Raw genomic sequence first — 25706 nt, forward strand, 5'->3', positions numbered from 1 at the left:
CTGATCTATCGGTCATCCGGGCGACACCTCTTGCCGCGACACCCTGACTCCGCCTATCCAGACTGGGAGAAACGGAATGACCGCACGTCAACCGACCGCTGTCACATCGACAGCGGAGGCACCCTCACCGGCCGCGACCGCGCTCGCCGGGTTTCTTCCACCAGTTCCGCCTACCGCCATTGCGCACGCCGCATGGGAGTACGGCCTCGATGCGTGGCAACGCTCGATCCTGTTCCTCGACATCCTTCGGCAGCGCGGCAATGAAACCGCGGAGCACGAGCGCGGTGGTATGCCGCCAGTGCTGGTTTTCGACTACGAGGTACTGATCGACGGTCGCGATTTGCCGACGCCGGTCAACTACGCGCTGGTTCGCATCGTGCCACCTGAAGGGCAACCGACGGACCCGGCCAAGCGGCCGTTCGTGGTGATGGACCCCCGCGCGGGGCACGGTCCCGGCATCGGCGGGTTCAAGTCCGACAGCGAGATTGGCAACGCGCTGCGCAGTGGGCATCCGTGTTACTTCATCACGTTCTTCCGCGATCCTTGCCCGGGGCAGACGATCGAGGACGTCGCGCGTACGGAAGGCCTGTTTCTGCAGGCGGTCGCCGAGCGCCACCCCGATGCGCCCGGCAAGCCATTCGTCGTCGGCAACTGTCAGGCAGGCTGGGCCCTGCTGATGCTGGCGGCTGCCGCGCCGGAAGTCACCGGCCCGATCCTGCTGGCTGGCGCGCCTGTGGCGTACTGGTCCGGAGTGCGTGGCAAGAATCCGATGCGGTACTCGGGTGGCCTGCTTGGCGGCACCTGGCTGGCATCGCTGGCTGCGGATCTGGGCAATGGCCGCTTCGACGGCGCCTGGCTCGTCCAGAACTTCGAGAAGCTCGATCCCGCGAACACGTTCTGGTCGAAGCTCTACAACGTTTATGCCAAGGCCGATACCGAGGGTCCGCGTTTCCTGGAGTTCGAGCGCTGGTGGGGCGGCCACTTCCTGATGAACCGGGGAGAGATCGACTGGATCGTGCAGAACCTGTTCGTCGGCAACCATCTCACAGCGGGTGAGGTGCGCAGCAACGACGGCAAGACGGTGATCGACCTGCGGAACGTGCGCTCGCCGGTGATCGTGTTTGCCTCCTGGGGCGACAACATCACGCCGCCGCAGCAGGCGCTGAACTGGATTCCCGATCTCTACGCGAACGTTGACGAGATCGTCGCCAACGACCAGACCATCGTCTATTGCCTGCATCCTTCGATCGGCCACCTCGGCATCTTCGTATCGGGCAGCGTGGCCAACAAGGAACACTCGGAACTCTTCTGCGCGCTGGACCTGATCGACGTGCTGCCGCCGGGCCTGTACGAAGCGAAGATCGATGACATCGCGCCGGGCACGTCGCACAAGGATCTGATCGAAGGCCGCTACATGGTGCGCTTCGAACGGCGCACGATCGACGACATCCTGGCGCTCGACGACGGCCGGGACGACGAACTGCCGTTCCAGGTGGTGCGCCGCGTGGCCGAGATCAACCAGCATCTCTACGATACGTTTGCCTCGCCGTTCCTGCGCGCGATGTCGAACGAGTCGATGGCGGAGGTGATTCGGGCGGTGCATCCGACGCGGCTTGAACGCTCGCTGGAAGGTGACACCAATCCGTGGATGCAATGGGTGAGCGCGATGGCGCCGGCCGTGCGCGAAGCGCGCCAGCCCGTGTCACCCGACAACCCGTTCCTGGCCATGCAGACCGCGATTTCCGACCAGATCGTGCGCTCGCTCGACCTGTACCGCGATATGCGCGATGCCTGGCAGGAACAGGCGTTCTCGTCGATCTACGCCACGCCGTGGCTGCCGGCCCTGTTCGGCATGAAGGTGGATACCGAGCGCGCCGAGTCGCCCGCCGTTAGCGCGCTGCGCACGGAGGTGGCGGAACTTCGCCGTCGCGAGGCGCTGTCCCGGATCGGCGAGGGCACGCTGGTCGATGGATTCCTGCGTATCCTGGCCTACGTGACGGCGGGCAAGTCCGCCATCGAGGAACGTCCATTCAACCTGCTACGCAAGCTGGCGGTGGAAAACCCGCCCGACGAGCGTTTCACGCTGGCCGAGTTCAAGGACGCGGTACGGCGTCAGAGCTATGTAGTCAGTCTCGACCCCGAGGCCGCGCTGCGCACGCTGCCACAACTCGTGCCGGACATGAAGGAGCGCCGCCGGGTGATGGTGCTGGCGCATCGCGTGCTGACTGTCGGTGGCCCGCTCGAGGGCGAGTGGATGGAGCGTTATCGCAAGGTCGCTGACGTGATGGGTACCGATCACGGCAAGGCCACGCGCGAGGCGGACGCCGACGCCAAGACCTGATTCACGATTACCGTTTTGCTCCGCCTCTGCGTGCCGGAGGCGGGGCGGTGGTCGTGTATCGCTCATCACGTAGCTTCGCCGGAGAATCCGATGGTGCAAGTACCGAATCCACCCCTTGCAGGGGCGCGCGTGCTCGTCGTGGGCGTGGCGAACGAGGACTCGATTGCCTGGGGCTGCGCCCGGGCGTTCCGGGAAATGGGCGCCGAGATCGCGCTGACCTATCTCAACGACAAGGCGCTACCGTACGTGGAGCCACTGGCGCGCCAGGTGGAGGCGCCGATCCTGATGCCGCTCAATGTCGAGGACGATACACAGATGGACGCGCTATTCGCGCGTATCGCAGCAGAATGGGGGCAGCTGGATTCCCTGGTCCATTCCGTGGCTTTCGCGCCGAAGGCCGACCTGCAGGGCGGACTGCTCAATTCATCGGCCGCCGGATTCGCACGGGCGATGGATGTCTCCTGCCACTCGTTCATTCGCATGGCGCGCCGCGCAGTGCCGCTGATGCCGCACGGCGGCACGATGTTCGCGATGAGCTACGACGGTGCCAACCGCGTGGTGCCGAACTATGACTTGATGGGGCCGGTAAAGGCCGCGCTGGAAGCCAGTTGCCGCTATCTGGCCTATGAGCTCGGGCCACGCAACATCCGCGTGCACGCGATCTCGCCCGGGCCGCTGAAGACGCGCGCGGCGTCGGGGCTCAAGGACTTCGACGCTCTGCTGGCCGAGGCGGCGGGGCGCGCGCCGTTGGGCGAACTGGTCGACATCATGGATGTTGGCTTCGCCACCGCCTACCTGGCTACGCCGTACGCGCGACGGCTGTCGGGCAACACCGTGTACGTCGATGGCGGTGTGCACGTGATGGCCTGACAGGATGGGGCGACGCTGTGTGCGATCAGCGCATAAGGCACACGACGTGACGCGGAGCGCGGCCTACAATACACCCAATGCCAACGCACCGAGAGAGAGGCCGCCATGCAGGTACTGATCCGCGGGCTGCATCGAGATGTGACGGCGGATATGCTGCGCGAGAAGCTCAAGATTTACGCCCGCGTCATCTCGATCGAGATCATGCGCGAGGGTGACGCCGATCATCCATGGGCATGGGTGGATCTGGACGTCGACGCCTTCACGGCCTGGCGGCTGTTGCGCCAGCTCGACAAACAGTACTTCGCCGGCAGCATCATGCGCTGGTACATCCCGGCGCACCAGAACTAGTGGATGCCGCGTGAATGCCGCGCCGATACGGCACTGGTGTCAGTGCCGTATCGGCGCGGTGTCGGCTGGCGGTACCATACGCTATCTTTCACTTCCCACACCGTTAGCACATGCTCGAACTCCAGGGAGCGATCTGGTTTCGCGCCGGCACGCATGATTGGGGCGGCAAGGACCGCATCGCGCTGCTGGCTGCCATTGGCGAACATGGCTCGATCACGGCCGCGGCGCGCGCCGTCGGCATCAGCTACAAGGCTGCCTGGGACGCCATCGACGCCATGAACAACAGCGCCGGCGAGCCGCTGGTTTCGCGCGCGGCTGGCGGCAAGGGCGGGGGCGGTACCCGACTGACCGAACGCGCCGAGCGCCTGATCCGCACCTACCATGCGATGGAGGCCGAGCACGCCCGCTTCGTCGCCTACCTTGACAAGGTCGGGAGCGCATTGAGCGATGCGGATGCCGACGACCTTCACCTGATGAGGCGATTCATGGTCCAGACCAGTGCGCGCAACAAGCTGTTCGGCCGCGTGGAAGCGGTTCGCGGCGGGGCCGTCAACGATGAAGTCACGCTGGCGCTGCCGGGTGGTCAGCGCGTTGTTTCCACTATCACGCATGAGAGCGTGGAGACCCTGGGCCTGGCGGCCGGCGCCGAGGCGTTCGCGCTCGTCAAGGCATCGTCGGTGATGATCGGCCTGCCCGACCCCAACGTGCGGCTGTCGGCGCGTAACCAGTTGCCGGGCGTGGTCTCGCGCGTGCAGCCGGGCGCGGTCAATGCCGAGGTAGTGCTCGATCTCGATGGCGGCGGCACGGTCGCGGCCATCATCACCAATGCAGCGGTGACGGAACTCGATCTGAAGGTGGGCACGCGTGCGGTGGCCATTTTCAAGGCGTCGAGCGTGATCCTCGGGACGGTGGGCTAGAGCAGCATGGCACGCAATATCGAAATCAAGGCACGCATCGCCTGCGTCGAGGCGTTGATCCCGCGCGCCGCCGCTGTCGCGGATCATGGCCCGGAACTGATCGAGCAGGATGACACATTCTTCCCGTGCCCGAACGGCAGGCTCAAGCTGCGCGCGTTCAGTGCCGATCAAGGGCAACTGATCTTCTATTCGCGGCCTGACCAGACGGGGCCGAAGGAAAGTTTCTACATCCTGTCCCCGACGGCGTCGCCCGACACGTTGCGAGCCGCATTGGTCTCGGCCCACGGCGAGCGTGGACGCGTGCGCAAGGTGCGGACACTGTTCCTCGTCGGTCGCACGCGCGTGCATCTCGATCGCGTGGAAGGATTGGGCGACTTTCTGGAACTGGAAGTGGTGCTGCGCGAAGGTGAGCCAGCGGAAGCCGGCGTCGCCGAGGCGCATGGACTGATGGCGCGGCTGGGCGTGAACCATGACGCCCTGATCGAAGGCGCCTACGTCGATCTGCTGACTTCGGATCAGGCCACGCGTGCGGGCAGGGGCGCGTAGACCGGCGGATGCCGCTTGCCGGTGCCGCTGCCAAAGATGCGGCCCTCGCGAATCTCGAGCACGTGGTCGCCCAGGATCTCGACGTCTTGCGGATCGTGCGAAATCACAACCATTGGCACATCGAGGTTCGCCTGCAGCGACAGCAGCTCTTCGCGCATACGCGACCGTAGCGCCGGGTCCAGCGCCGAGAACGGTTCGTCGAGCAGAACGATATCCGGCTTGGGCGCCAGCGCGCGGGCCAGCGCCACGCGCTGCTTCTGACCGCCCGAGATCTCGGCCGGATATTGATTCACGATCTCGCGCAAGCCGAAGGCATCGACCCAGTGCGCGGCCTCTGGCGGCAACTCGCGCCGCCGGGGATTGCGCCAGCCGTGGTTCAGACCGAACGCGATGTTCTGCGCCACGGTCAGATGCGGAAACAGCGCGTAGTCCTGGAACAGGTACGCCACGCGGCGCTCCTGGGGCGGCAGGTCGATGCCGGATTCGCTGTCGAACAGCGTGCGTCCGTTGAGTACGATGCGCCCGCTTTCCGGCGCCAGCAACCCGGCGATGGCGCGCAGTGTCAGGGTCTTGCCAGAGCCGGAGGGGCCGAACATCGCAATGCGGTGACTGTCCGACTCAAATCCGATGTCGAGCGCGAACTGGCGATCTCGCGACACCAGGCGCTTGCGGATGGTGATCTGCATACTCATGGCGGGCCTCACTTGCCCACGGCTTCGCGCCGGAAGGCGCGTCGCTCGTAGACCTCGCCAACGCCACGCGCGGCGGGCGGCACAAGCCGGCCGGCCACCACCAGCAGCACGATGCATGTGACCGACGTCACCAGCACCAGCAGGTTGGCAGTGTTGTCGTCACCAGCCTGCACGGCTTCATAAATGGCCACCGAGAGCGTCTGGGTGCGGCCCGGCAGGTTGCCGGCCACCATCAGTGTGGCGCCGAATTCGCCCAGTGCCCGCGCAAACGCCAGCACCACGCCAGCGGAGATGCCGCGCAGCGCCATCGGCAGCGTGACGCGAAAGAAGATGCCGGTCTCCGATACGCCCAGCACCCGGGCGGCATTCTCAAGCTGGTGATCGACGCCTTCGAACGCGGCGCGCGCGGACTTCAGCACGAGCGGAAATGCCACCACGGTCGACGCCAGCACCGCGCCCTGCCATGTGAATACAAGCTCGATCCCGATCCGGTCCAGCCATGCGCCAAACACGCCGCGCCGACCCACCAGCACAAGCAGGTAGTAGCCGAGCACGGTGGGTGGGAGAACCAGCGGCAGTGTCAGGATGGCATCCACCACATCTCGCGCGGACGAGCGCCAGCGCGATATCGCATAGGCGGCCGCCACGCCAAGAATGGCGTTCAGCAGCGTGGCCCAGCCCGCTACCTTGAGCGACAGCAACAGCGGTACCCAGACGGCATCCATGACAGCAATCAGACCTTGTTACGGTTTCTGGAATCCAAATTTGGCCAGCACGGCCTGGCCCTCGGACGACAGTACGTACTGGACGAAGCTGGTGGCCTGCTGGGCCTGCTTCGTCTGCGTGGTGACGGCGATGGGGTAGGTGACCGGCGTGCGATTTGGCACGCGCACCGCCACCTTGACCTTCTCCGGCATGATCGCCGCATCGGTGGCGAACACGAAGCCGGCGTCGACTTCGCCGCGCGCCACGTAGTCCAGGCTCTGGCGAACGTTCTGGGCCGGCACGCCCTTGGCCGCCACGGCATCCCAAAGGCCCTCGGCCTCGAGCGCGCCCTTGGTATAGCGGCCCACCGGCACTGACGACGGATTGCCGTATGCCACGCGCTTGACGTCGGCGCGGGTCAGGTCCTTGAGCGAGCCGATGCCGAGCTTGCTGTCCTGCGGCACGATCAGCACTACCTGGTTGGCGGCAAAGTCCTTGCGGCTGGCCGGTTGCACGACCTTCTCGGCCTCGGCCTTGTCCATGGCGGTCTGGTCGGCGGACGCGAACACATCGGCCGGCGCGCCCTTGATGATCTGCTGCATCAGCACGTCCGAAGCGCCGAAATTCAGCACCACCTTGGTATCCGGGTGGGCGTGCTCGTACTGCTCGGCCAGCGTCTTGAACGCGTTGGTCAGGCTGGCGGCGGCGGAGACCACGAGATCGGCGGCAAAGGCCGACGGTGCGGCGACGGTCAGGGCCAGGGCGGCGCCGACGCAGGCGGCGCGGCGCAGGAAGGGCAGGGTGCGGAAGGTCATGGCGTGAAGGGGTGCGGTGTGCGCGATCGTTACCTCGCGCAATATAAGCGGGTATATAGCGCACCGTCAATTGCCCGGATGGATAAGGGTCTTCAGCCATTTGGAATAGTCTGGCGCGCGATTTGTGCATTCCCTGACTTCGCAGACATCCGTGGCGTTTGTCACGCGAATGACGCGATTTCGCCACTTTCCTGCCATCGCGGTTGCCGACAATTCCGTGGCTGCACCAAAACCAAAACAAATCAATCAGGGAACCCGAAACATGCAACTCCATCGCATCCAGGCCGCGACGCTCGCGGCCTTGCTGGTGGGGGTGACCGCGCTGGCCGCCTGCGGCTCAGACGACCCCTCGTCCTCCACCTCCGGCAACAACGGCGGCAATAGCGGAAACAGTGGCAACGGCGGTAACAACGGTGGCGACACCCCGGCGGCGATCGTCGCAGGTACCAAGTCCACGCTGGCGCTGCTCGAGACCACCGACCTCCACACCAACGTCCTGAGCTATGACTACTTCAAGCTGGCCGAGGACAAGTCGCTGGGCTTCGAGCGCGTCTCGACGCTGATCAAGTCCGCGCGGCAGGAGTTTCCGAACAGCCTGTTGCTCGACAACGGCGACACGATCCAGGGCACCGCGCTCTCGGACTATCAGGCACTGGTGAAGCCGGTCTCGTGCACCGAGACCCTGGCGATGTACAAGGTGATGAACGCCGCTGGCTTTGACGGCGGTGGCATCGGCAATCACGAATTCAATTATGGGTTGCAGTACCTGAGCCAGGTCACCGGCAGCAAGTTCAACGTGGACGGCCTGCCCGATCCTGCCACCCAGACCGCATGCGCGGGCCCGAAGTTTCCGCAGGTGCTGGCCAACGTCTACAGCGTCAAGACGCGCGCGCCGCTGTTCCAGCCGTACGCGATCCTGAGCAAGACGCTGACGGCTACCGGCCCGGACGGCAAGACGGTCACCGCGCCGATCAAGGTTGGCATCATCGGCTTCGCGCCGCCGGCCATCATGAGCTGGGACAAGCGCTGGCTCGACGGCAAGGTCTACACCGAAGGTCTGGTGGAGACGGCCCAGAAATACATTCCCGAGATGCGCGCCAAGGGCGCCGACCTCGTCGTCGTGATTTCGCATGGTGGCCTGGATAACTCGACCTACTCGCCGACGATGGAGAACGGCAGCTATCACCTGTCGAAGGTGGCTGGCGTGGACGCGATGCTGATCGGCCACTCGCACCAGATCTTCCCGGATGCCAACAGCACGGTCGGCCAGTTCAACCTGCCGGGCGTGGACAAGGTCAAGGGCACGGTCAACGGCGTGCCGACCGTGATGGCCAACTACTGGGGCAAGCACCTGGGCGTGATCAACCTGTCGCTGAACCACGACGGCAAGAGCTGGAGCGTCGATCGCACCAAGACCACTGTGGAGGCGCGCTCGACCCAGAACGCCGACAAGACCTATGTGACGGCCGACGCCAGCGTGGCGCCGATGATCGACACCGAGCACCAGGCAACTATCCAATACGTGAAGACGCCGATCGGCAGTACCAATTACCGCATGTCGAGCTACTTCGCCGACGTGGGTGATCCGGGTGCGATTCAGATCGTCAACATGGCACAGGCTGCCTACGTGAAGGACTACGTCACCGCGAACCTGCCAGCGCTGGCCTCGCTGCCCGTGCTGTCGGTTTCGGCCCCGTTCAAGAGCGGCTTTGGCGGTGGCAGCGACTATACCGACGTGGCGTCCGGCAACCTGGCCATCAACAACGCGGCCGATCTCTACCTGTACCCGAACACGGTGTACGCGGTGAAGGTCAACGGCGACGATGTGAAGGCATGGCTGGAAACCGCGGCCAAGCGCTTCAACCAGATCGACCCGGCCAAGACGACCGACCAGCAGTTGATCAGCACCTTCCCGGGCTACAACTTCGACATGTTCACCGATCCGGACATGCAGTATGAGATCGACGTGACGCAGCCGGTTGGCAGCCGTATCAAGAACCTGACGTACAAGGGCGCGCCGGTGACCGCGGCGATGAACTTCATCGTGGCTACCAACAACTATCGTGCCAGCGGGGGCGGCAACTTCCCGGGCCTCGATGGCACCAAGACGATCTATGCCTCGCCAGATGCCAACCGCGATGTGCTGATCAGCTACATCAAGAAGGTGGCCAATGTCACACGCATGGTCAACGGCAGCGCGCGTAGCTGGAAGTTCACCAAGGTGACCACCACGGGCAAGGTGGTGTTCAGCTCGGGTATCGGGATGCTGCAGCAGGCAACCGACGCTGGGTTGACCAATATCTCGCTCGACAAGGCAGACGATGGGTCCGGCAAGAACCTGTCGCAGTACAAGCTCGATCTCAGCTTGTGATTGACTGATTGACCATGCACGCCATGCCAACAACTATGGCCGCACCGCGGCGCTTTCCTCGCATCCACCCGCTGTTTGTGGCGGCCACGCTGGCTGTAACCGTTGCGGCCGCTGGAGTCGCTGGCGCCGCCATGTGGCGACAGCAATCGGACGTGCGTCAAAGCGAGATCGCGCGATGGCAGTTGATGGCGACCTCGGCGAATGATGCCGCCGCACTGTCGCGGCTGCAGCGCGCAGCCGCGGCGGGCGAGATTGCGGCATGTGCGGCTCTCGGTGAAACACTACTGTCCCGGACGGACACCGAGAGCCGCGCGCAAGCGGAGCACTGGCTTAGCCTGGCGGCAGCGAGCGGCCACACCCGCGCGCAGTTCCTGCTTGGCAAAGCCGCGATGCTAGGTGAGTTGGCGTCCGGTCGTACGGACTTGCCTGTCGCATGGCGCGAACTCGGCGCGGCGGCAAGGGTGGGCGATGTTGGCGCGGCGTATTACCTGGGGCTGCTCTATCGTGGTGGCTATGGCCACACAGCGGACCCGGCTGCCGCCGCGCACTGGTTCAGAGTGGCTGCCGACGGTGGAGTTGCGCAGGCCATGTTCTTGCTGGCCAATGCCTACCGAGAGGGCGATGGCGTGCCGCGTAATGATGCTACTGCGGTGTCCTGGTACGAGGCTGCCGCCGAGCGGGAGCATCCGGCCTCGATCCAGGCGCTGGCGATGGCCTATCGCAGCGGAGAACTTGGCCTCTCGCGAGACGAGAGCAACTACCGCCAGCATCTGGCCGAGGCTGCGCATGCACTGAAGCATCCGGCGATCAATCCGTAAGCCCCGCCGCTATTGATAGCTCATGATGAACGATTGCCTGGCGAGGTGATGTCCGTCAGCGTGGTAATGACAACGGGCCGGAGAGTTGCTGCGTGCAATAGTTCGCGTGCGAGGCGTTGACATTGCGCCGATAGTGATCAGGCCAAGCCTAGTCACGGCGATGGTTGGCAACATTTGGCGCGATCTGATAGCAGTATCGGCATTCACGATTCCCCCTTTGCGTCGGGCTGGCATACCGATCGGATCTGCGTGAATGATGTCGCATTGCGGACCTTCTCCGGCAGCCGATATTCGATCGTGCAGCGTTGCGCTGAGTGTGTGCCCCAGGACACCTGCAAGCGTCCGGTGTCTTCGATGCCACGCGCGAAAATGATGCCGCTTTGGCCAACCACGCCGATTTCGGCATTGTCCCTATCGCGCACTGATGCGCCAAAGGGCAAAGGCGCTCCATCGGGCTGGCTGGCTGAAATGATGACGGCGCGTCCGCTGAGCGCGGCGAACTTGATTTTTACCGCTGCGTTCGCGCGCGGCGCTACCTGGGCGCTGGTCGCGTCCAGCGATACATCCAGCGGTATCCCGCGTGGATCTATCTCGATCGTGTTCATGTTGTAAGGCTGGAGGTACGGCACAATGGCGTAGCCGAATGCGTCGATCCTGACGCCCGTCGCATTGGCGACGCGCGCGCCGGTAGCGCCCTTTGCTTCGACGATGCCGATGGTGTCGCCAAGGAAGTTGGCAAGTGTGATGCCTCCTTGGTGGGCGACCAGGGCGCCTTGCAGGCCACCCGAGTATTGCGTGTAACCGCCGCCGCCGCTGACAGAAGCGGAAACGGTGGTGTAAGGCGTCCGGTACTGTACGTTGCCACCGCCGGTGGTTGTGTTCGGCGAACGGTCGACGTTCAGGCCATAGGTGAAGGCGTTGTCCTCGAGTGCAGTGCCGCTCAGCCGCATCTGTTGCGAGGATTGGCTGTCACTATGCGTGGCGCCGAACGACAGCATCGGGGCGTGGCTGCTCTTGCCCAGCGGTACGGTGAGGCTGGCGAAAACCTGGGTGGTGAACCGGCCGGTCATCGCCTCGCGTTGGCGTGAGGCCGCGATGTTGTAGGTCATCGGCAGTCCCAGCACACGCAGCGAGTTGCTGTAGCCCACCTGGAACATCAGCGCAGTACCGCCCCGATTCCAGTATTCCGCGGAAGTGCCTGTGAGATAGAAGTTGCCCCAGCGATCTCCGAGACTCTGATTCAGCGTGAGTTGGACCTGGCTGCGCTGGCGGTCCACGGCGCGGGCATTGCCACCGCTGGCGCGAGCCGTGAATGCGTCGCTCATCGTCCAGAAGCCACGGGTCGCATAGCGATAGGCGGCGAGTGACATACTCGTGCTAGTTGACGGCACGAACTTGCTGTAGCTGAGGCGCACGCTTTGTCCGCTGGTGTTGTCAACCTGGTCGATCGAGGCGTGGGCATGGGTCGCATCCAGCGCGAATGCGCCAATGGGCAGATTCAAGGCCGCGCCGATCAGGCCCGCCCGGTAGCCCTCCGAGAGGACTAGCCCGGCATAGCCCGTTACGAAGTTGTTGAACCCGTGCTGCACCGTACCCTGGACCAGTTTCTCGCGGCGGGAAGACGTGCGCGAGCCATCGCGGTACTCCCCAACCGTGGCCGAGTACCGCGTGATACCGGGCCGTAGAAGCTGAGCCACAGATGCATAGGGCACGGTAAAGCTGCTTTGGCTGCCGTCGGCTTCTGTCACCGTGACGAGCAGATTGCCGCCATAACCGGTGGCGTAGAGATCCTTGATCTCGAACGGTCCTGGCGCCACGGTCGTTTCATAGAGCTTGTTGCCATTCTGCGTGACCGTGACACGCGCATTGGAGCGGGCGACGCCTCGCACCAGTGGCGCATAGCCGCGTGCGGAGTCAGGAAGCATCCGGTCATCGCTGGCCAGATTCACGCCGCGCACGGAAAAGCTGTCGAAGACGGCTCCATCCGTGTAGGCATCGCCAACGGTGAGCTGACTACGCAGGCGCGATATATCCCGCTGCAAATAGGTCGCGATGTTCTGGTAGTCGTAGGTGCTTTGGCCCATGGACTGCCAACTCATCGAGGAGCGCTGCCGCAGGTGCCAGGCACCGATGTTTAATCCGGAATCGATGCCAAGGTAGGTAGAAGTGACAGATGAGCTACCAGTAGTGTGGAACGTGTTGAAATTGTAGGCGACCGTCGCGGACGGGACGCCATCATCCAGGAGCTCTGGGCTGACGCTGCCGCGCGGCGTGCGGCGTAACAATGCCTGCGCCACGCCGATGTCGAGACGCAGGTCATTGAGGTTGAACGACCAGGTGAGGTCTTCCGAGATGTCCGATGGGCGAGTGCATTCGCCACTGACGGCCTGCGCTATCGCATTGCGGCTGGCGGGTGGCAGCGCCTGTTCGTCGAGATTCAACCGGGTAATGAGCGATCGGTCCATGCATGGGCCGACAACCTCGTCCCGGGACCGGAATCGCACTGTCTCTCGACCAACCCACGATCCGTTCAGGTAGATGTCGACCGCATGGTCGCCAGGTGAGATGGGGTTGCCAAACGCAAACCGGCTGACATCGACGCTGGTGCCATCGGAACGTTTCAGAAAATCTGAATTGAACTTGACGGCTGCGATGGTGGCCGTCTTGCCGGGTTCATTAGCAAATACCGCGGTGGGCAGAGCGGTGGCCAGGATCCAACGCGCAGCCAGAGCGCGCGAGGCGCGCGGCTTCCGAGTGCGCATCGTCATTGCCCTTTCGCTTCCTGTGTTGGCTTCGCATTGTGGACGCCAGATACACCGGCGCCATAGTCCGAGATAAACGTGTAACTGACCTGCGCGGGTTCGCCGGACACGGGCGACGCGTCATCGATGGCAAACTCGACTGTGCCGCCGGGATTTACCATTGCTCCGGCATCATTGCTGTACACATGCCCGCCAGAGGTTGCCTCGACCTTTGTGTAGGTGATGTGGTACGGCGTTGGATTTGTTGCAGTCAGTACATGATGGCCGTCATCCTTGCGTACGAAGCGCCAGGTAACCTTGGTGGGCGCGCTGTCCGCGTCGCCAGGCAATCCCGTTGGACGGAAGAACAGCTTGATGCGTGACCGAAAGGCAAACTGAAGCGAATTCTGCGGATCCTTGCTGCTGGATGCGATTGGCGGGACTTCGAGAACGTTGAGCCAGAACAGCGATTCCTGATCGCGAGACAGCGCTTGCTGGAGTTGAATGATGCGTAGCGTCTGACCTTTCTTTGCGTCCAGTCTAAACAGCGGCGGCGTGAGTACGAATAGTGATTTCGCGTTCTCCGGCGTCGCATTGGGGTCGCCGTCGTCGATCCATGCCTGTACCAGGGAGGGTGCGTCTCCTTCGTTGGTGAGTTTGAGGCTGACTTCCCGCTCCGACTCCGGGTAGATGACGCGGGTACCGGTCAAAACCACGGACGCAAGGGTTCCAGGCGCAGTCATTGCCAGGAGGACGGCAGCAATGGCTGCGCGGCAGATTGAAGTCTTGAACATGATGAACGACTACTGGAGGGGCACGGCTGGAGGTGCCGGCATGTATGCGCATGCCGGCAGGTATAGGCTGGTTAGATGATCCGACTTACGGGTACACGACGGAGTACCTCAATGTAGTGCTGATTAGGCCGGCTGAGGCTGTGCCAGTTGCCACGTACTGGGCCTGGTACCGCAGTGTTGCATTGCCGCCTGCAATGTCCACGGTTTTCGAGTTCTGCGCGTGGTACGCGGCCCCTAGTTTGATGGGGCTCCCATCGTTGTTCGACAGGGCGATCTGGACGTTCTTTGCGCCGTTGGTGGCAGCGTTGTTATTCAGGTTGCCGGTGACGGCATCCACGTTTCCGCCGGCTTCGAAGTAAACCGCCGCTTTCTTGAGGGATGCTGTGCAGTTAGAGAGCGTAATAGCGAAAGGCGTGTTACCTGCGATGTTGCCGCCGGTGTTCAGCAGCGAGGATGGAACGTTGGGCAGCACAACGGTGAAGTCGCCGGCGGGCCTGCCTTCGCCCGCGACGGAGCAGGTTTGACCCTTGATTTCGCCAGTAAAGACGATGGTGCCATCCGCGGCAAATGCAGTCGGACTCAACGCGGCAAGGAGCAGGGATGTGGCAAGGATCTTTGTTCGAATATGTTTCACATTGACCTCGAATATTGATGTGATTGGTGGCTGTCAAGGCGAATCGCGGAGATCCGCATAGCGAGCGAAGGCAGCTGTATCCGGAATAAGAAGCCGCACATTCCGTGCGGATATCCCCGGTATTTCGCTAGTGAAGTCGCTATGCATCGCGTCTTCCTGACAAGGTCAAAGACTATTGGCTTTGGGAAATTCTTTTAATCGTATTTATCTTGAATTTTTGATTTTCTTGGGAGAGTTCCGATTGAATGTGTCGGCGAGAGCGGTTGTGTAGGCTAAATGCGACGCATGGGAGGCAAGAAATTTCCTTGCGCCTTCACGGACAATCAATATTGGATTTACAAGTAAATCGTAATTTCACTAAATTTGTTTCTGGCGGGGATCAGAAATGAAAGGCGCGCACCTCTGCGCTATTCTTGCGTCGTTCCATATGGAGGAAATGCCATGAAGATGGTCTATCTCGCCGGCTTTGATGTGTTCCGCGAGGACGCGCGCGACTGGGGTGAACAGCTGAAGGCGCTGTGTATGCGGTATGGCTATGAAGGCTTGTATCCGCTGGACAAGGCGGCGCCGTCGGGGCTGTCGGGGTCAGCCACGGCACAATGGATCTACGAGGCCAACATCGCGTTGATTCGTCGCGCCGATGTCGTGATGGCGAATCTCGACGACTTCCGCGGGTCGGGGGAGCCAGACAGCGGTACTGCGTTCGAGGTTGGGTTTGCCGTGGCGCTGGAGAAGCCCGTCTGGGGCTATGCGGCCGATGCCGGCACGTTGCTGGATCGTGTGCGTGTCAGGACCGATGCCGACGGGAACGCGCGCGATGCGCGCGGTTATGTGGTGGAGGACTTCGGCTTGTCGATGAACCTGATGCTGGCTTGCAGCGTGCGGCGGGTGACGGGGGATGCCGAAGCGTGCCTGGCCGCGATGGCCGAAGCGGACCGCCAACTGGCGGTCCGGAGGGATTGACGCCTCAGCGGCGCAGGGATAGCACGCCGGCGGCGATGTCGGCCGCGGTTGCCGCGACGATCTGGCGATAGGCGTTCACCACGCCATCCACCTGACCGGGCGCGGGCAGCTCGGCTTCCGTGCGGCCGCCCAGGACCTTGCCATCGGGCAGCCGGCGTACGGTCCAGGCGATCGAAGCGCTGGCGCGCTGGCCAGGGTCCGCATCCAGCCGCACTACTTCCGTGGTCACGCGATAGACCGGTTCCACTTCGGACAGGCCCTGCTGATAGATATCCACGGCACCGAGTTTCGCCTGAAGCTGCTGTGACAGCGCATCGCGCAACTCGTCCGGCAACGGCGCGGACCAGCGCGACAGGTCCAGCATCTTCACGACGCCAGCGTTGCCGTCGGCTACCACGAGCTGGGTGCGGTTCAGGCGCTCCGGCACCCTGACCGGCGACACCTCGATCCAGATGGGCTGCGTGCCGGGTGTCGGGGGCGTGGCGGCCGGTGCGGCTGTGGATGCGAGCGTGTAGTAGCGGGGCTCCGGCGATGCACAGCCGTTGAGCAGCGCGGCGGCCAGCGCCAGAAGCATCAGCGAGCGTTTCATCATTCCTTCTCCGTCTTCCCACGCAACAGCGCCTCGGGATGGCGCTCGAGATAGTCGGTCAGCGCACGCAGGGACACGGCCGTGCGCGTCAGTTCCTGCATCATGCGGCGCGTATCCTGCTGCAGCGGCGCGTCCGATGCAAGCGTGCCATTGGCGGCGTTCAGCGTACGTCGTGCATCCTGCAGCGCGGCGAGTACCTGGGGCGCTACATCGCCGTGCAGTTGGGTCACGAGCTTGTCGGCGTTATCGAGCATCTTGTTCATCGACACCACGCTGGTACGCAGATCCTGGCCGATCTGATCGAACGGCACCTTGTCGATCTTGTTGACGATGTCGCCGAGCTTGGCCTGCAACTCATCGAAGGTACCCGGCGTGGTCGGCAGTTCCGGCATTGTCGCGTTGAGGTCGAGGTCCTTCGGCGGTGGCGCCTTCGGGAAGAAGTCGAGCGCCACGTAGAGCTGACCGGTCAGCAGGTTGCCAGTGCGCAGTTGCGCGCGCATGCCGCGCTTGACCAGGCCCTGCACGATGCTGCGCTTCTTGGCCTCGTCGGACACATCGCGCTCCCGGAATCCCATGCGCGACGGGTAGAACTCCACCACTACGGGCATTCGGAATGCCTTTTTGTCGCGCTGGTATTCGATGCCGATCGAGCGCACCTGGCCCACGATCACACCGCGGAAGTCGACCGGCGCGCCCGGCGACAGGCCGCGCACCGACTGGTCGAAGTTCAGCACTGCCAGCGCTGGCGCCAGTTCTTCAGGCTCCTTCATCGCCTCTGACTGGTCCGATGCCAGCAGGAATTGCGTATTCTCGGACGCCGGTTGCGTTGCGGTGGAGTTGTCCGGCGCCTGGAAGGCCACGCCGCCCAACAGCACCGTGACCAGCGATTGCGTGGAAAGCTTCAGGCCGTTCGCATCGAGTTTGAGGTCGACGCCGCTGGCGTGCCAGAAGCGGGTGTCGCCATTGACGAGCTTGTCGTACGGCTTGTTGACGAACACGCGCAGCGAGATGTCACGCCCGTTCGGGTCGAGCTGGTACGCCACCACCTGGCCTACCTGCACGCGGCGATAGTAGACCGGCGAGCCGATATCGAGCGAGCCCAAGTCCTGGGCGCGCAGCACGAACTGGCGGCCGGACGCGTCGGCGGTGACCACGGGTGGCACTTCGAGACCGATGAAGTTGCGCGTGCTTTCCCGTGACTTGCCGGCATCCACGCCGATGTAGGCGCCCGAGAGCAGCGTTTCCAGGCCGGATACGCCACTGATCGCAAAGCGCGGGCGCACCACCCAGAAACGCGTGTCCTTGACGGCGAAGCTCTCGGCGTCCTTTGTCAGCTCGATCGACGCGATCACGTGCGAGCGATCGGACGCGAGCCGCACTGACTTGACCAGGCCGATGTCGACGTCCTTGTAGCGCACGGCGGTCTTGCCCGGTGTCAGCCCGTCGGCGGAGCGGAAGGTGACGTTGATCTCTGGCCCGCGTGAGGCGAGCGTGTTGATCAGCAGCGAGACGCCGACCACGGCGGCGACAATCGGGATCAGCCACACCAGCGATGGCAGCCAGCGGGCGCGACGCTTGCGCGCGGGCTGGGGCACGCCACCGGAGGTCGGCGGCGGGGAGGGACTATCGTGATCGGGCATTGTCGGATTCCGGCAATTCGATGGAAGAGGGGTTCGGGGTCTCGAGCGAGTCCCAAAGTAGGCGCGGGTCGAAGCTCAGCGATGCCAGCATGGTCATCACGACCACCGAGGCAAATGCCAGCGCGCCGGCGCCGGGGATGATCGTGGCTAGCGCGCCCGCGCGCACCAGCGAGGCCAGCAGCGCCACCACGAAGATATCAAGCATCGACCAGCGGCCGATGACTTCGACCAGCCCGTACAGCTTGGTCTGCTGGCGGATGCGCCATGTAGATTTCATGTGCACCGAGATCAGCAGCAGCGTCAGGATCATCATCTTCAGCAGCGGCACGACGATACTCGCGATCAGCACCACGCCAGCCAGCATGTGCGATCCGGATAGCCACAGATAGAGCACACCGGACAGGATGGTGTCGCGCTGCACGCCCAGGATCGACTCGGTGACCATCACCGGTAGCAGGTTGGCCGGGATGTAGAGGATGTACGCGGCCAGCAGGAAGGCCCAGGTGCGCGCCAGGCTGGCCGGCTTGCGGCGGTGTAGCGTGGCGCCGCAGCGTGGGCACGGTTCGCCTTCGAGCGTGATGGGGCTCACCAGGTCGCATGCATGGCACGACAGCAACCCGCGTGAGGATGCGGTGGGTACCTCTGCCAGCGGGGTGCGTTCGTCGTCGTCGGTCAGCTCCGCCATCACATCGGCGGCCACGCGCCGTGACCGCGCGATCTGGTCGCGTGCCATGGCCGTGCGTGATGGGCGCGATGGGCGTGATGGCTGGCTCATGGCGTGGGCTCCTGCGCGCCGGGCGGGGTGTCATCTCCATCCGGCGTTTCCAGGTAATGCCACAGGTCGCGGGGATCGAACGACAGCATCGCGGCCAGCACCACCACCAGCGCGCCGAACGACCACAGCGCCACGCCGGGCAGCACTTCCGCCATGGTCGACAGCTTCACCAGCGTGACCAGCACGCCGATCATGAATACCTCGATCATGCCCCAGGGCCGGGTCTGACGGATGCCACGCACGATGGCGTCGAACCCGTGCGGCATCTTCCGCTGTGCCATCGGCACCAGCAGGTAGCACATCATCAGCATCTCGGAGAGCGGGAACAGGATCGTCGTGGCGAACACCAGCATGGCCACCAGCGTCATCTGGTCCGAGTAGAGCGCCTGCACCGCGCCCCAGAGCGTGGTCTCGGTGCGTACGCCCTTCAGGTCCATTTCGACGATCGGATACGTGTTCGAGATCACGAACAGGATCAGTGCGGTGAACACGAGCGGCAGCAGGCGGCGATAGGCGCGGGTGCTTTCGCGATAGAGCTCGCTGCCGCAACGCAGGCAGTTGGCGCGTTCGCCGGGCGCGAGCGACGCACGCTCGTAGAGCGCGTCGCAGTACTCGCAGGCCACGAGGTGGCGCAGGTCCGGCGCCGGCGCGGACGCCGACGCCGCAGGGCCGTGGTGCTCAGGCATCCGGGGTCAGTTGGGACGGCGGCGGCGCCGTGACGGCGGTCACGCTCGCGCGTTCCTGGTTGCCGATGGTCCAGTCGCGCAGCAGCGCGTACGCCACGGCCAGCACGGTCGGTCCGATGAAGACGCCCAGGAAGCCGAAGGCCAGCGCGCCGCCCAGCACGCCCATCATGATCCAGATGAGCGGCAGGCCGGTGCCCTTGCTGATGAGCAGCGGCTTGATGACGTTGTCGGCCATGCCGACCACTGCGGCGCCCCAGACCACCATGAAGATCGCCCAGCCCGTCTCGCCGGTGTGATAGAGCCACAACGCGGCGGGAATCCAGGCCAGCGGCGGGCCCATCGGCACGACGGAAAGGAAGAACGTGATGAAGCCGAGAATCGCCGCGCCGGGCACGCCAGCGATCCAGAACCCGATGCCGGCCAGCACGGCTTGCACAAAAGCGGTGCCGAGCACGCCGTAGACCACGCCCTTGACCGTACTGCCGGCCAGTGACAGCAAGTGGTCGGCCCGGTCGCCGGACACACGGCGCATGCCGCCGCGTACCCAGTCCACGGCCAATTCGCCACCGGTATAGAAGAAAAACGCCAGTACGATCGACAGCGCGAGCTGGCCGAGACCGGCACCGATCGACAGGCCGGCGCCGAGCAGCGCGTGTCCCACCGGCGCAATCAGCTTGCGCAGGCTGGCCACGGTCTCGGAGTCGGCAGTGATGACCTTGTTCCAGGCCGATTCGATCTGCGGGCCAACGAACGGCAGGCTGCTGAGCCAGTCCGGCAGTTGCGGGATACCGTGTTCGGTATAGCGATTGACCAGCGCGGTCAGTTCGTCGATGTGCGCCGAGAAGCTGGCGCCAGCGTAGACGAACGGCCCGAGCACGATCACGGTGGCGATCAGCACGCAAATCAGCGCGGCCAGGCCGCGGCGGTTGCCGAGCCAGCGCGTCAGCACGGTATAGGGGTGCCAGGAGCTGTAGGCGAGGATCGCGCCCCACAGCAGGGCCGTGGCGAATGGCGCGAGTACGAGCAGCGAGCCGCCGATCAGGACGATCAGCGCGAATACGGCAGCCAGCTTCTCAATCAGTTGTCCGGAACTCATCTTTGGCGGGCCAGGGGCGTCCACTTTATAAGAACGCCGATAGCATAGCGGAATTCGATGAGCCGTCCGGGTTTCCCCTCGATCACTCAGTTTGCGGTGGTGTCCCGGCGCAGCAGGGCAGCTACCAGATCCGACTGGGTCACCATGCCCACGACGTGCCGGTCTCCATCGACCACGGGCACATGGTGCAGCCCGCCATCGGAGAACGCGTGCGCCAGTTCCACCATCGGCTGGTCGACATGCGCGGTCACCACCACGCGCGTCATCAGATCGCGCACGGTGCCGTTGACACGGCGCGAGTTCGAACGATGCGCGCGGAAGAAATCGCTCTGCGTCACGATACCGAGCAGGCGGCGATTGCCGTCCACCACAGGTAGCGCCTTGATGTGGTGGCGCGCCAGCAGCGCGGCGGCATCGGCCGCGCGCTGGCCGGGGCGCACGGCCACCACGTCGCGCGACATGATGTCGCTGCAACGCACGTCGCCGAAGCGGCGCGAGTAGGCGCGCAGTTCGGCGGCCACCAGGATCGCCTCGAGATCGTCTTCCTCGATGTCCAGGAATTCACCGCGTGCAGCCAGCACCGCATCCAGGTCCGCGCGTGTGAAGCCCACGCGCCGGCTGGGCGGCACATCCTTGGTCAGGTGCTGCGAGGGCGGCTCGGGCGGCCGGTGCGGATAGCGGCGCTGCATGAGGTTGTTGAACGCCAGCGCCGTCAGAAGCAGCAGCGCCGAGTTGATCGCGACCGGCGCCACCACGAAGCCGAAACCGAGCGCCTGCACGGCAGGTCCGCCAAACACGGCGGTGATCGCCACCGCGCCGCTGGGCGGGTGCACGCAGCGAAGCTGGAACATCAGCGCGATGGCCACCGCGACGGCCACGCCGGCGGCCAGCCCCGGCTCCGGAATCCAGCGCACGCAGGCCACGCCGACCGTGGCGGCCACGAGGTTGCCGCCGATGATCGACCACGGCTGTGCCAGCGGACTGGCCGGCACGGCGAACAGCAGCACTGCCGACGCGCCCATCGGCGCCACGAACCACGGGTTGAAGCCCTGCAGGAAGTGGCGGCAGATCCATTCCGTGAGGAACAGGCCGATCAGTGCGCCGATGCAGCTCTTGATGCGCTCGCGGCGGCTCGCCGCGATGGGCATGGGGACGAAAGTGCGTAACCACGCACGTGTTCCGGCAACGGAAGTGGATAAGTCGAATGCTGCTGGCATCGAAAGCGGGGGCGGTTGGGGGCGTTGGGGGCGCAACGGGGGCGTCTTTGCTGTGCGCGAGGCGCGCCGCAGCGTACCACGCTACAGGAGCGAGGCCCGCCAATATATCATGGCGTGATATATTCCGCCGACCGGCAATCCTGCCGGAAAAGAAGCCGCCCCCGCTCATGCATACGGAAGTTCACACCGTTGAAAAACGCGACTACGCCGTCAATGGCCGCCTGCCCATGCTGGCTGCCATCGCGCTAGGCATCGGTGCCATCAGCACCGGCGCCGCCTATGTGCTGGTCAACCTGATCCACTTCTTCACCAACCTGTTCTTCTTCCAGACGCTGTCGTTTGCCGATCGCTCGCCGGCTGGACACACGCTGGGCCCCTGGGTGATCGTGGTGCCTGCGATCGGCGGGTTGATCGTCGGCCTGATGGCACGCTATGGCAGCGACAAGATCCGCGGCCACGGCATTCCAGAGGCGATCGAGGCGGTGCTGTTCGGCAAGAGCAAGATGTCGCCGAAGGTGGCGGTGCTCAAGCCGCTGTCGTCGGGCATCGTGATCGGCAGCGGTGGCCCGTTCGGGGCGGAAGGGCCGATCATCATGACCGGCGGCTCGATCGCCTCGCTGCTGGCGCAGTACCTGCATCTGACGGCGGCCGAGCGCAAGACGCTGCTCGTATCTGGCGCCTGCGCAGGTATGACCGCGATCTTCGGCACGCCTGTGGCGGCCGTCCTGCTGGCCATCGAACTGCTGCTGTTCGAACTGCGCCCGCGCAGCCTGCTGCCCGTGGCGCTGGCCTGCGCCGTGGCCGGGTTCCTGCGGCCGTTCGTGTTCGAAGCGGGTCCGCTGTTTCCGCTGCAGACCGCGCCGGCCAGCACACTGGCGCTCGGTTCGTGCGTGCTGGCAGGGCTGCTGTGCGGCGCGCTTGGCGCGGGGCTCACGCTCGCGCTGTATCGCACCGAGGATGCATTCGACCATCTGCGCCTGCACTGGATGTGGTGGCCGGCCATCGGTGGCCTGGTGGTCGGGATCGGCGGCTATTTCGAGCCGCGCGCGCTCGGCGTGGGCTACGACGTAATCGGCGACCTGCTCAACAACCGGCTGCTCGTGGAAGCGGCGGTGGCGCTGCTGGCCGTGAAGGCGGTGATCTGGATCGCGGCGCTCGGCTCGGGCACTTCGGGCGGGGTACTGGCCCCGTTGCTGATGCTTGGCGCGGGGCTTGGCGTGGTGCTGGCCCCGATGCTGCCGGGCGGATCGCCGGGCCTGTGGGCGCTGGTCTGCATGGCCGGTGTGCTTGGCAGTGTACTCGGCGCGCCGCTGACGGCCATCGTGTTCGCCTTCGGCCTGACGCACGATAGCGAGGCACTGTTGCCGCTGCTGCTGACGACGGCCGTGGCCTACGGTTTCTCGGTGCTGACGATGAAGCGCTCGATCATGACCGAGAAGATCGCGCGCCGCGGGCTGCACATCTATCGCGAGTACGGCGTCGATCCGCTGGAGCGCGCGCATGTGGGCGAACTGATGACGCGGGACGTGGTGTGGATCGACGCCAGCCTGCCGGTCACCGAGGCGCTGCCGCGATACTTCGGCGACCATGCTGCGCATCGCGCCTATCCGGTGCTCCGGGACGGCAGGGTGATCGGTATGCTCCAGCGCGCGGCAATTGTCGCGGCACATGCCGGCGACGATGCCGGACTGACCTGTGGCGATCTGCTTGCCGATGGCGCAAATCCGAACGCCGGTCCGGCCGTGCTGTTGCCCGCACAGACCGGTCGCGCCGCTGCCGGACGCATGGCCGAACTCAGCGTGGCCAGGCTGCCAGTGGTCGAGGACGAGATCACGATGCGGCTGGTGGGCATTGTCTCGCTGCGCGACCTGATGGCGCCCAGCAGCCACGTGCTGCACGAGGAAACCCAGCGTGAGCGGTTGCGCGGGATGGCGATAAAGGCGCTTGGCCGCACCGTGTAGCAGGATCCGGCTGTCCTGCTGGCATTTTGTGCATGGATGCTTGACATATCGGATACGAAGGATAGCAATTTGGTCAGTTTGTTAGCTGTTTTTTGACGTGCGAGGGCACCAGAATTCACTCACCGAACACGAGAGTGAAATCAAGGAGCCTCCACCGTGACAGACCGCCCAACCATCCTCCTGGTAGCCCCCACCTTCTACGACGTTTCCTACAGCATCAATCCCTGGATGGACCCCGGGGCGTGGGCTCGCGACCCGCGTGGCATGCATCGGCGCGCGATGGCGTCGTTCGACGCCCTGCGGGAAGCGCTCGGCACGGCCGGATTTCAGGTTGAAGTCATGGAAGGCGCGCCGGGTCAACCTGACATGGTGTTCCCGGCCAACGCGGCTGTCGTGCTCGATGGCAAGGCCGTGCTGGCGCGTTTTCGCTATCCGCAGCGGCGTGGCGAGGAAGCGCCGTTCGCTGCGATATTCGAAGACCTGCGCGCGCGCGGCCTGCTCGATAGCGTCGAGACGCTGCCGGAGGGTTGCTATCAGGAAGGCGCGGGCGACTGCATCTGGGATGCGTCGCGCGGCCACTTCTGGGCCGGCTTCGGACCACGTTCCTCCCGTGAAGCCGCCGATGCGATGGCGCGCCACTTCGGTCAGGAAGTCGTGGCGCTAGAGCTTGCCACCGAACAGAGCTATCACCTCGACGTCTGCTTCTGCCCCCTGGCCGGCGGCGAAGTCCTGTACTACCCACCCGCCTTCAGTCCTGCCGCGCTGCGAGAGATTCGCGCGCGCGTTCCGGCCGCGCAGCGCATCGAGGCCACCGAGGACGACCTGCGGCACTTCAGCGTGAACGCGGTCAATCGCGGCGACACCGTCGTGATGACGCACACCACGCCGCATCTGCGTACCGAACTGGGCAGTCGCGGCTATCGGGTGCTCGAGGTGGATCTGTCGCCGTACATGATGTCGGGCGGTGGCGCGTATTGCATGACGTTGCGTCTGGACCGCGTCAGCACGTCCGTGCGGCGTGCGGCCGCGGCATGAAAGGAGCCGAGCATGAAGCACGCACTGAAAGAAACCGGGATGACGCGATTCCTGGATGCGGGTGACGTTGCGACGCTGGTGCGGCGCATCGGTGTTCCGGTGGCCATCATGCAGATGGCGGACTGTGTGCGACAGGATTTCCTGCGCTGGGATGCGTTCGAGAAGTCGGCACGGCTGGCCAGCCATTCACCGGTGGGCGTGATAGAACTGATGCCTGTCAGCGATGGTGTCCAGTTCGCGTTCAAGTACGTCAACGGACATCCGCGCAACGCGCGACACGCGCTGCCAACGGTGATGGCGTGCGGCATGCTGGCCGAAGTGGAGACCGGATTTCCGTTGCTGCTGGCCGATCTCACGCTGGCCACGGCCTTGCGCACCGCGGCGACGTCGGTGCTGGCTGCGCGTGCCATGGCGCGGCCCGGCGCGCGGACCATGGCGTTGATCGGCAATGGCGCCCAGGCCGAATTCCAGTCGCTGGCCTTCCATGCCGGTCTCGGTATCGAAACAGTGCGCGCCTTTGACATCGACGCGCATGCCACCGCACGGCTGATGCGCAACTTCGCGGCAGTGCCGGGGCTGAACATCGTGCCGACACGTTCGGTGCGAGAGGCGCTCGACAGTGCCGATATCGTCACCACGGTAACGGCGGACAAGACCCGCGCTACGATTCTGACACCGGACATGATCCGGCCGGGGATGCATCTCAATGCCGTGGGTGGTGATTGCCCGGGCAAAACCGAGCTGCACGTCGACATCCTGCATCGCGCGCGGATCATGGTGGAGTACGCGCCGCAGTCGCGTATCGAAGGCGAAATCCAGCAGTGGCCGGAGGCGCCGGTCAGTGAGCTGTGGCAAGTGTTGTCGGGCGCGGTGCCGGGGCGTGTCAGTGCGGATGACGTGACGATCTTCGATTCCGTTGGTTTCGCGCTGGAAGACTACTCGGCGTTGCGTTGGCTCCATGCGGCGGCCATCGCGCATCACGCGGGCCAGTTCATCGAGCTCGTGGCCTTGCCGCCAGATCCGCGTGATCTCTATGGATGGATGATGAAGCCGGATATCGCCATGCCCGGTGCGATGAGCGATGTTCCCGGGAAGGCAGTCGCCCTGGCCTGAGGCATCGTCAACGCCAGGCGCATGCCGTGACAATTGGTG

Annotated in this window: 23 protein-coding genes; 11 read left to right on the top strand and 12 right to left on the bottom strand. The window is 64.5% G+C overall.

The window, feature by feature from the left end; translation table 11 throughout:
• The first annotated feature begins 76 nt into the window (after nucleotides 1–76).
• The 5 genes from RMET_RS02850 (at nucleotide 77) to RMET_RS02870 (ending at nucleotide 5022) form a co-directional block, all read left to right on the top strand.
• On the top strand, nucleotides 77–2341 hold the full coding sequence (locus RMET_RS02850; protein WP_011515426.1) for a DUF3141 domain-containing protein: 2265 nt from the start codon (nucleotides 77–79) through the stop codon (nucleotides 2339–2341).
• A 90-nt stretch (nucleotides 2342–2431) separates the two neighbouring features.
• Nucleotides 2432–3211 carry an enoyl-ACP reductase FabI gene (gene fabI / locus RMET_RS02855; RefSeq protein ID WP_011515427.1) on the top strand — a complete coding sequence of 260 codons (780 nt, stop codon included), beginning with the start codon at nucleotides 2432–2434 and terminating at the stop codon, nucleotides 3209–3211.
• Between the two features lie 105 nt (nucleotides 3212–3316).
• Complete coding sequence (locus RMET_RS02860) at nucleotides 3317–3559, top strand: RNA recognition motif domain-containing protein (protein ID WP_011515428.1); 243 nt, start codon at nucleotides 3317–3319, stop codon at nucleotides 3557–3559.
• A gap of 110 nt (nucleotides 3560–3669) precedes the next feature.
• Complete coding sequence (locus RMET_RS02865; protein ID WP_011515429.1) at nucleotides 3670–4476, top strand: TOBE domain-containing protein; 807 nt, start codon at nucleotides 3670–3672, stop codon at nucleotides 4474–4476.
• 6 nt (nucleotides 4477–4482) lie between these two features.
• Nucleotides 4483–5022: a class IV adenylate cyclase gene (locus RMET_RS02870; protein ID WP_011515430.1), complete on the top strand. Its 540-nt coding sequence runs from the start codon at nucleotides 4483–4485 to the stop codon at nucleotides 5020–5022.
• On the opposite strand, the gene RMET_RS02875 is transcribed toward RMET_RS02870, so the two are convergent.
• Genes RMET_RS02875 through modA form a run of 3 tightly spaced genes read right to left on the bottom strand, consistent with a single transcriptional unit; the run spans nucleotide 4992 to nucleotide 7234 of the window.
• Entirely contained in the window at nucleotides 4992–5714 is a 723-nt protein-coding gene (locus RMET_RS02875; RefSeq protein ID WP_029308392.1) for an ATP-binding cassette domain-containing protein, read from the bottom strand. The genes RMET_RS02870 and RMET_RS02875 overlap by 31 nt on opposite strands.
• An 8-nt stretch (nucleotides 5715–5722) precedes the next feature.
• Nucleotides 5723–6439, bottom strand: a complete 717-nt coding sequence (gene modB, locus RMET_RS02880; RefSeq protein WP_008640894.1) for a molybdate ABC transporter permease subunit — start codon at nucleotides 6437–6439, stop codon at nucleotides 5723–5725.
• An 18-nt stretch (nucleotides 6440–6457) separates the two neighbouring features.
• Entirely contained in the window at nucleotides 6458–7234 is a 777-nt protein-coding gene (gene modA, locus RMET_RS02885; protein ID WP_011515432.1) for a molybdate ABC transporter substrate-binding protein, read from the bottom strand.
• Between the two features lie 262 nt (nucleotides 7235–7496).
• Here modA and RMET_RS02890 point away from each other — a divergent pair, with 262 nt between their 5' ends.
• The gene (locus RMET_RS02890) at nucleotides 7497–9605 is read left to right on the top strand and encodes a bifunctional 2',3'-cyclic-nucleotide 2'-phosphodiesterase/3'-nucleotidase (protein ID WP_011515433.1); all 2109 of its coding nucleotides are present in this window, start codon (nucleotides 7497–7499) and stop codon (nucleotides 9603–9605) included.
• Nucleotides 9606–9628: 23 nt separating this feature from the next.
• Nucleotides 9629–10423 (top strand): tetratricopeptide repeat protein, encoded by a 795-nt coding sequence (locus RMET_RS02895; RefSeq protein ID WP_227874061.1) that lies wholly within the window; start codon nucleotides 9629–9631, stop codon nucleotides 10421–10423.
• A gap of 203 nt (nucleotides 10424–10626) precedes the next feature.
• Here RMET_RS02895 and RMET_RS02900 read toward each other — a convergent pair whose 3' ends face one another.
• From RMET_RS02900 to RMET_RS02910, 3 genes are all read right to left on the bottom strand, one after another.
• Nucleotides 10627–13191, bottom strand: coding sequence for a fimbria/pilus outer membrane usher protein (locus tag RMET_RS02900; RefSeq protein WP_029308391.1), 2565 nt, complete (start codon nucleotides 13189–13191; stop codon nucleotides 10627–10629).
• A complete protein-coding gene (locus tag RMET_RS02905) occupies nucleotides 13188–13958 on the bottom strand; it encodes a fimbrial biogenesis chaperone (RefSeq protein WP_011515436.1) in 771 nt (256 codons plus the stop codon). Before RMET_RS02905 ends, RMET_RS02900 begins: the two co-directional genes overlap by 4 nt.
• 85 nt (nucleotides 13959–14043) lie before the next feature.
• Nucleotides 14044–14592 carry a fimbrial protein gene (locus tag RMET_RS02910; protein WP_011515437.1) on the bottom strand — a complete coding sequence of 183 codons (549 nt, stop codon included), beginning with the start codon at nucleotides 14590–14592 and terminating at the stop codon, nucleotides 14044–14046.
• A 441-nt stretch (nucleotides 14593–15033) separates the two neighbouring features.
• On the opposite strand from RMET_RS02910, the gene RMET_RS02915 reads away from it, so the two are divergent.
• Nucleotides 15034–15555: a nucleoside 2-deoxyribosyltransferase gene (locus RMET_RS02915; protein WP_011515438.1), complete on the top strand. Its 522-nt coding sequence runs from the start codon at nucleotides 15034–15036 to the stop codon at nucleotides 15553–15555.
• Nucleotides 15556–15559: 4 nt separating this feature from the next.
• Here RMET_RS02915 and RMET_RS02920 read toward each other — a convergent pair whose 3' ends face one another.
• From RMET_RS02920 to RMET_RS02945, 6 genes are all read right to left on the bottom strand, one after another.
• The gene (locus RMET_RS02920; protein WP_011515439.1) at nucleotides 15560–16147 is read right to left on the bottom strand and encodes a PqiC family protein; all 588 of its coding nucleotides are present in this window, start codon (nucleotides 16145–16147) and stop codon (nucleotides 15560–15562) included.
• Nucleotides 16144–17784, bottom strand: coding sequence for a PqiB family protein (locus RMET_RS02925; protein ID WP_011515440.1), 1641 nt, complete (start codon nucleotides 17782–17784; stop codon nucleotides 16144–16146). Before RMET_RS02925 ends, RMET_RS02920 begins: the two co-directional genes overlap by 4 nt.
• Nucleotides 17768–18559, bottom strand: a complete 792-nt coding sequence (locus tag RMET_RS02930) for a paraquat-inducible protein A (protein ID WP_008640879.1) — start codon at nucleotides 18557–18559, stop codon at nucleotides 17768–17770. Before RMET_RS02930 ends, RMET_RS02925 begins: the two co-directional genes overlap by 17 nt.
• The gene (locus RMET_RS02935) at nucleotides 18556–19245 is read right to left on the bottom strand and encodes a paraquat-inducible protein A (protein ID WP_011515442.1); all 690 of its coding nucleotides are present in this window, start codon (nucleotides 19243–19245) and stop codon (nucleotides 18556–18558) included. Before RMET_RS02935 ends, RMET_RS02930 begins: the two co-directional genes overlap by 4 nt.
• Nucleotides 19238–20341, bottom strand: a complete 1104-nt coding sequence (locus RMET_RS02940) for an AI-2E family transporter (RefSeq protein ID WP_008643578.1) — start codon at nucleotides 20339–20341, stop codon at nucleotides 19238–19240. Before RMET_RS02940 ends, RMET_RS02935 begins: the two co-directional genes overlap by 8 nt.
• A gap of 86 nt (nucleotides 20342–20427) precedes the next feature.
• Complete coding sequence (locus RMET_RS02945) at nucleotides 20428–21558, bottom strand: HPP family protein (protein WP_011515443.1); 1131 nt, start codon at nucleotides 21556–21558, stop codon at nucleotides 20428–20430.
• Nucleotides 21559–21725: 167 nt separating this feature from the next.
• Between RMET_RS02945 and RMET_RS02950 the strand changes: the two genes are divergently transcribed.
• From RMET_RS02950 to RMET_RS02960, 3 genes are all read left to right on the top strand, one after another.
• Nucleotides 21726–23519, top strand: a complete 1794-nt coding sequence (locus tag RMET_RS02950; protein ID WP_029308389.1) for a chloride channel protein — start codon at nucleotides 21726–21728, stop codon at nucleotides 23517–23519.
• A 156-nt stretch (nucleotides 23520–23675) separates the two neighbouring features.
• The gene (locus RMET_RS02955; RefSeq protein WP_011515445.1) at nucleotides 23676–24554 is read left to right on the top strand and encodes a dimethylarginine dimethylaminohydrolase family protein; all 879 of its coding nucleotides are present in this window, start codon (nucleotides 23676–23678) and stop codon (nucleotides 24552–24554) included.
• 39 nt (nucleotides 24555–24593) lie between these two features.
• Nucleotides 24594–25667 (top strand): ornithine cyclodeaminase, encoded by a 1074-nt coding sequence (locus tag RMET_RS02960; protein WP_227874136.1) that lies wholly within the window; start codon nucleotides 24594–24596, stop codon nucleotides 25665–25667.
• Nucleotides 25668–25706 lie beyond the last annotated feature (39 nt).

It is taken from the genome of Cupriavidus metallidurans CH34 (assembly GCF_000196015.1).
In the GTDB taxonomy this organism is placed as follows: Bacteria; Pseudomonadota; Gammaproteobacteria; order Burkholderiales; family Burkholderiaceae; genus Cupriavidus; species Cupriavidus metallidurans.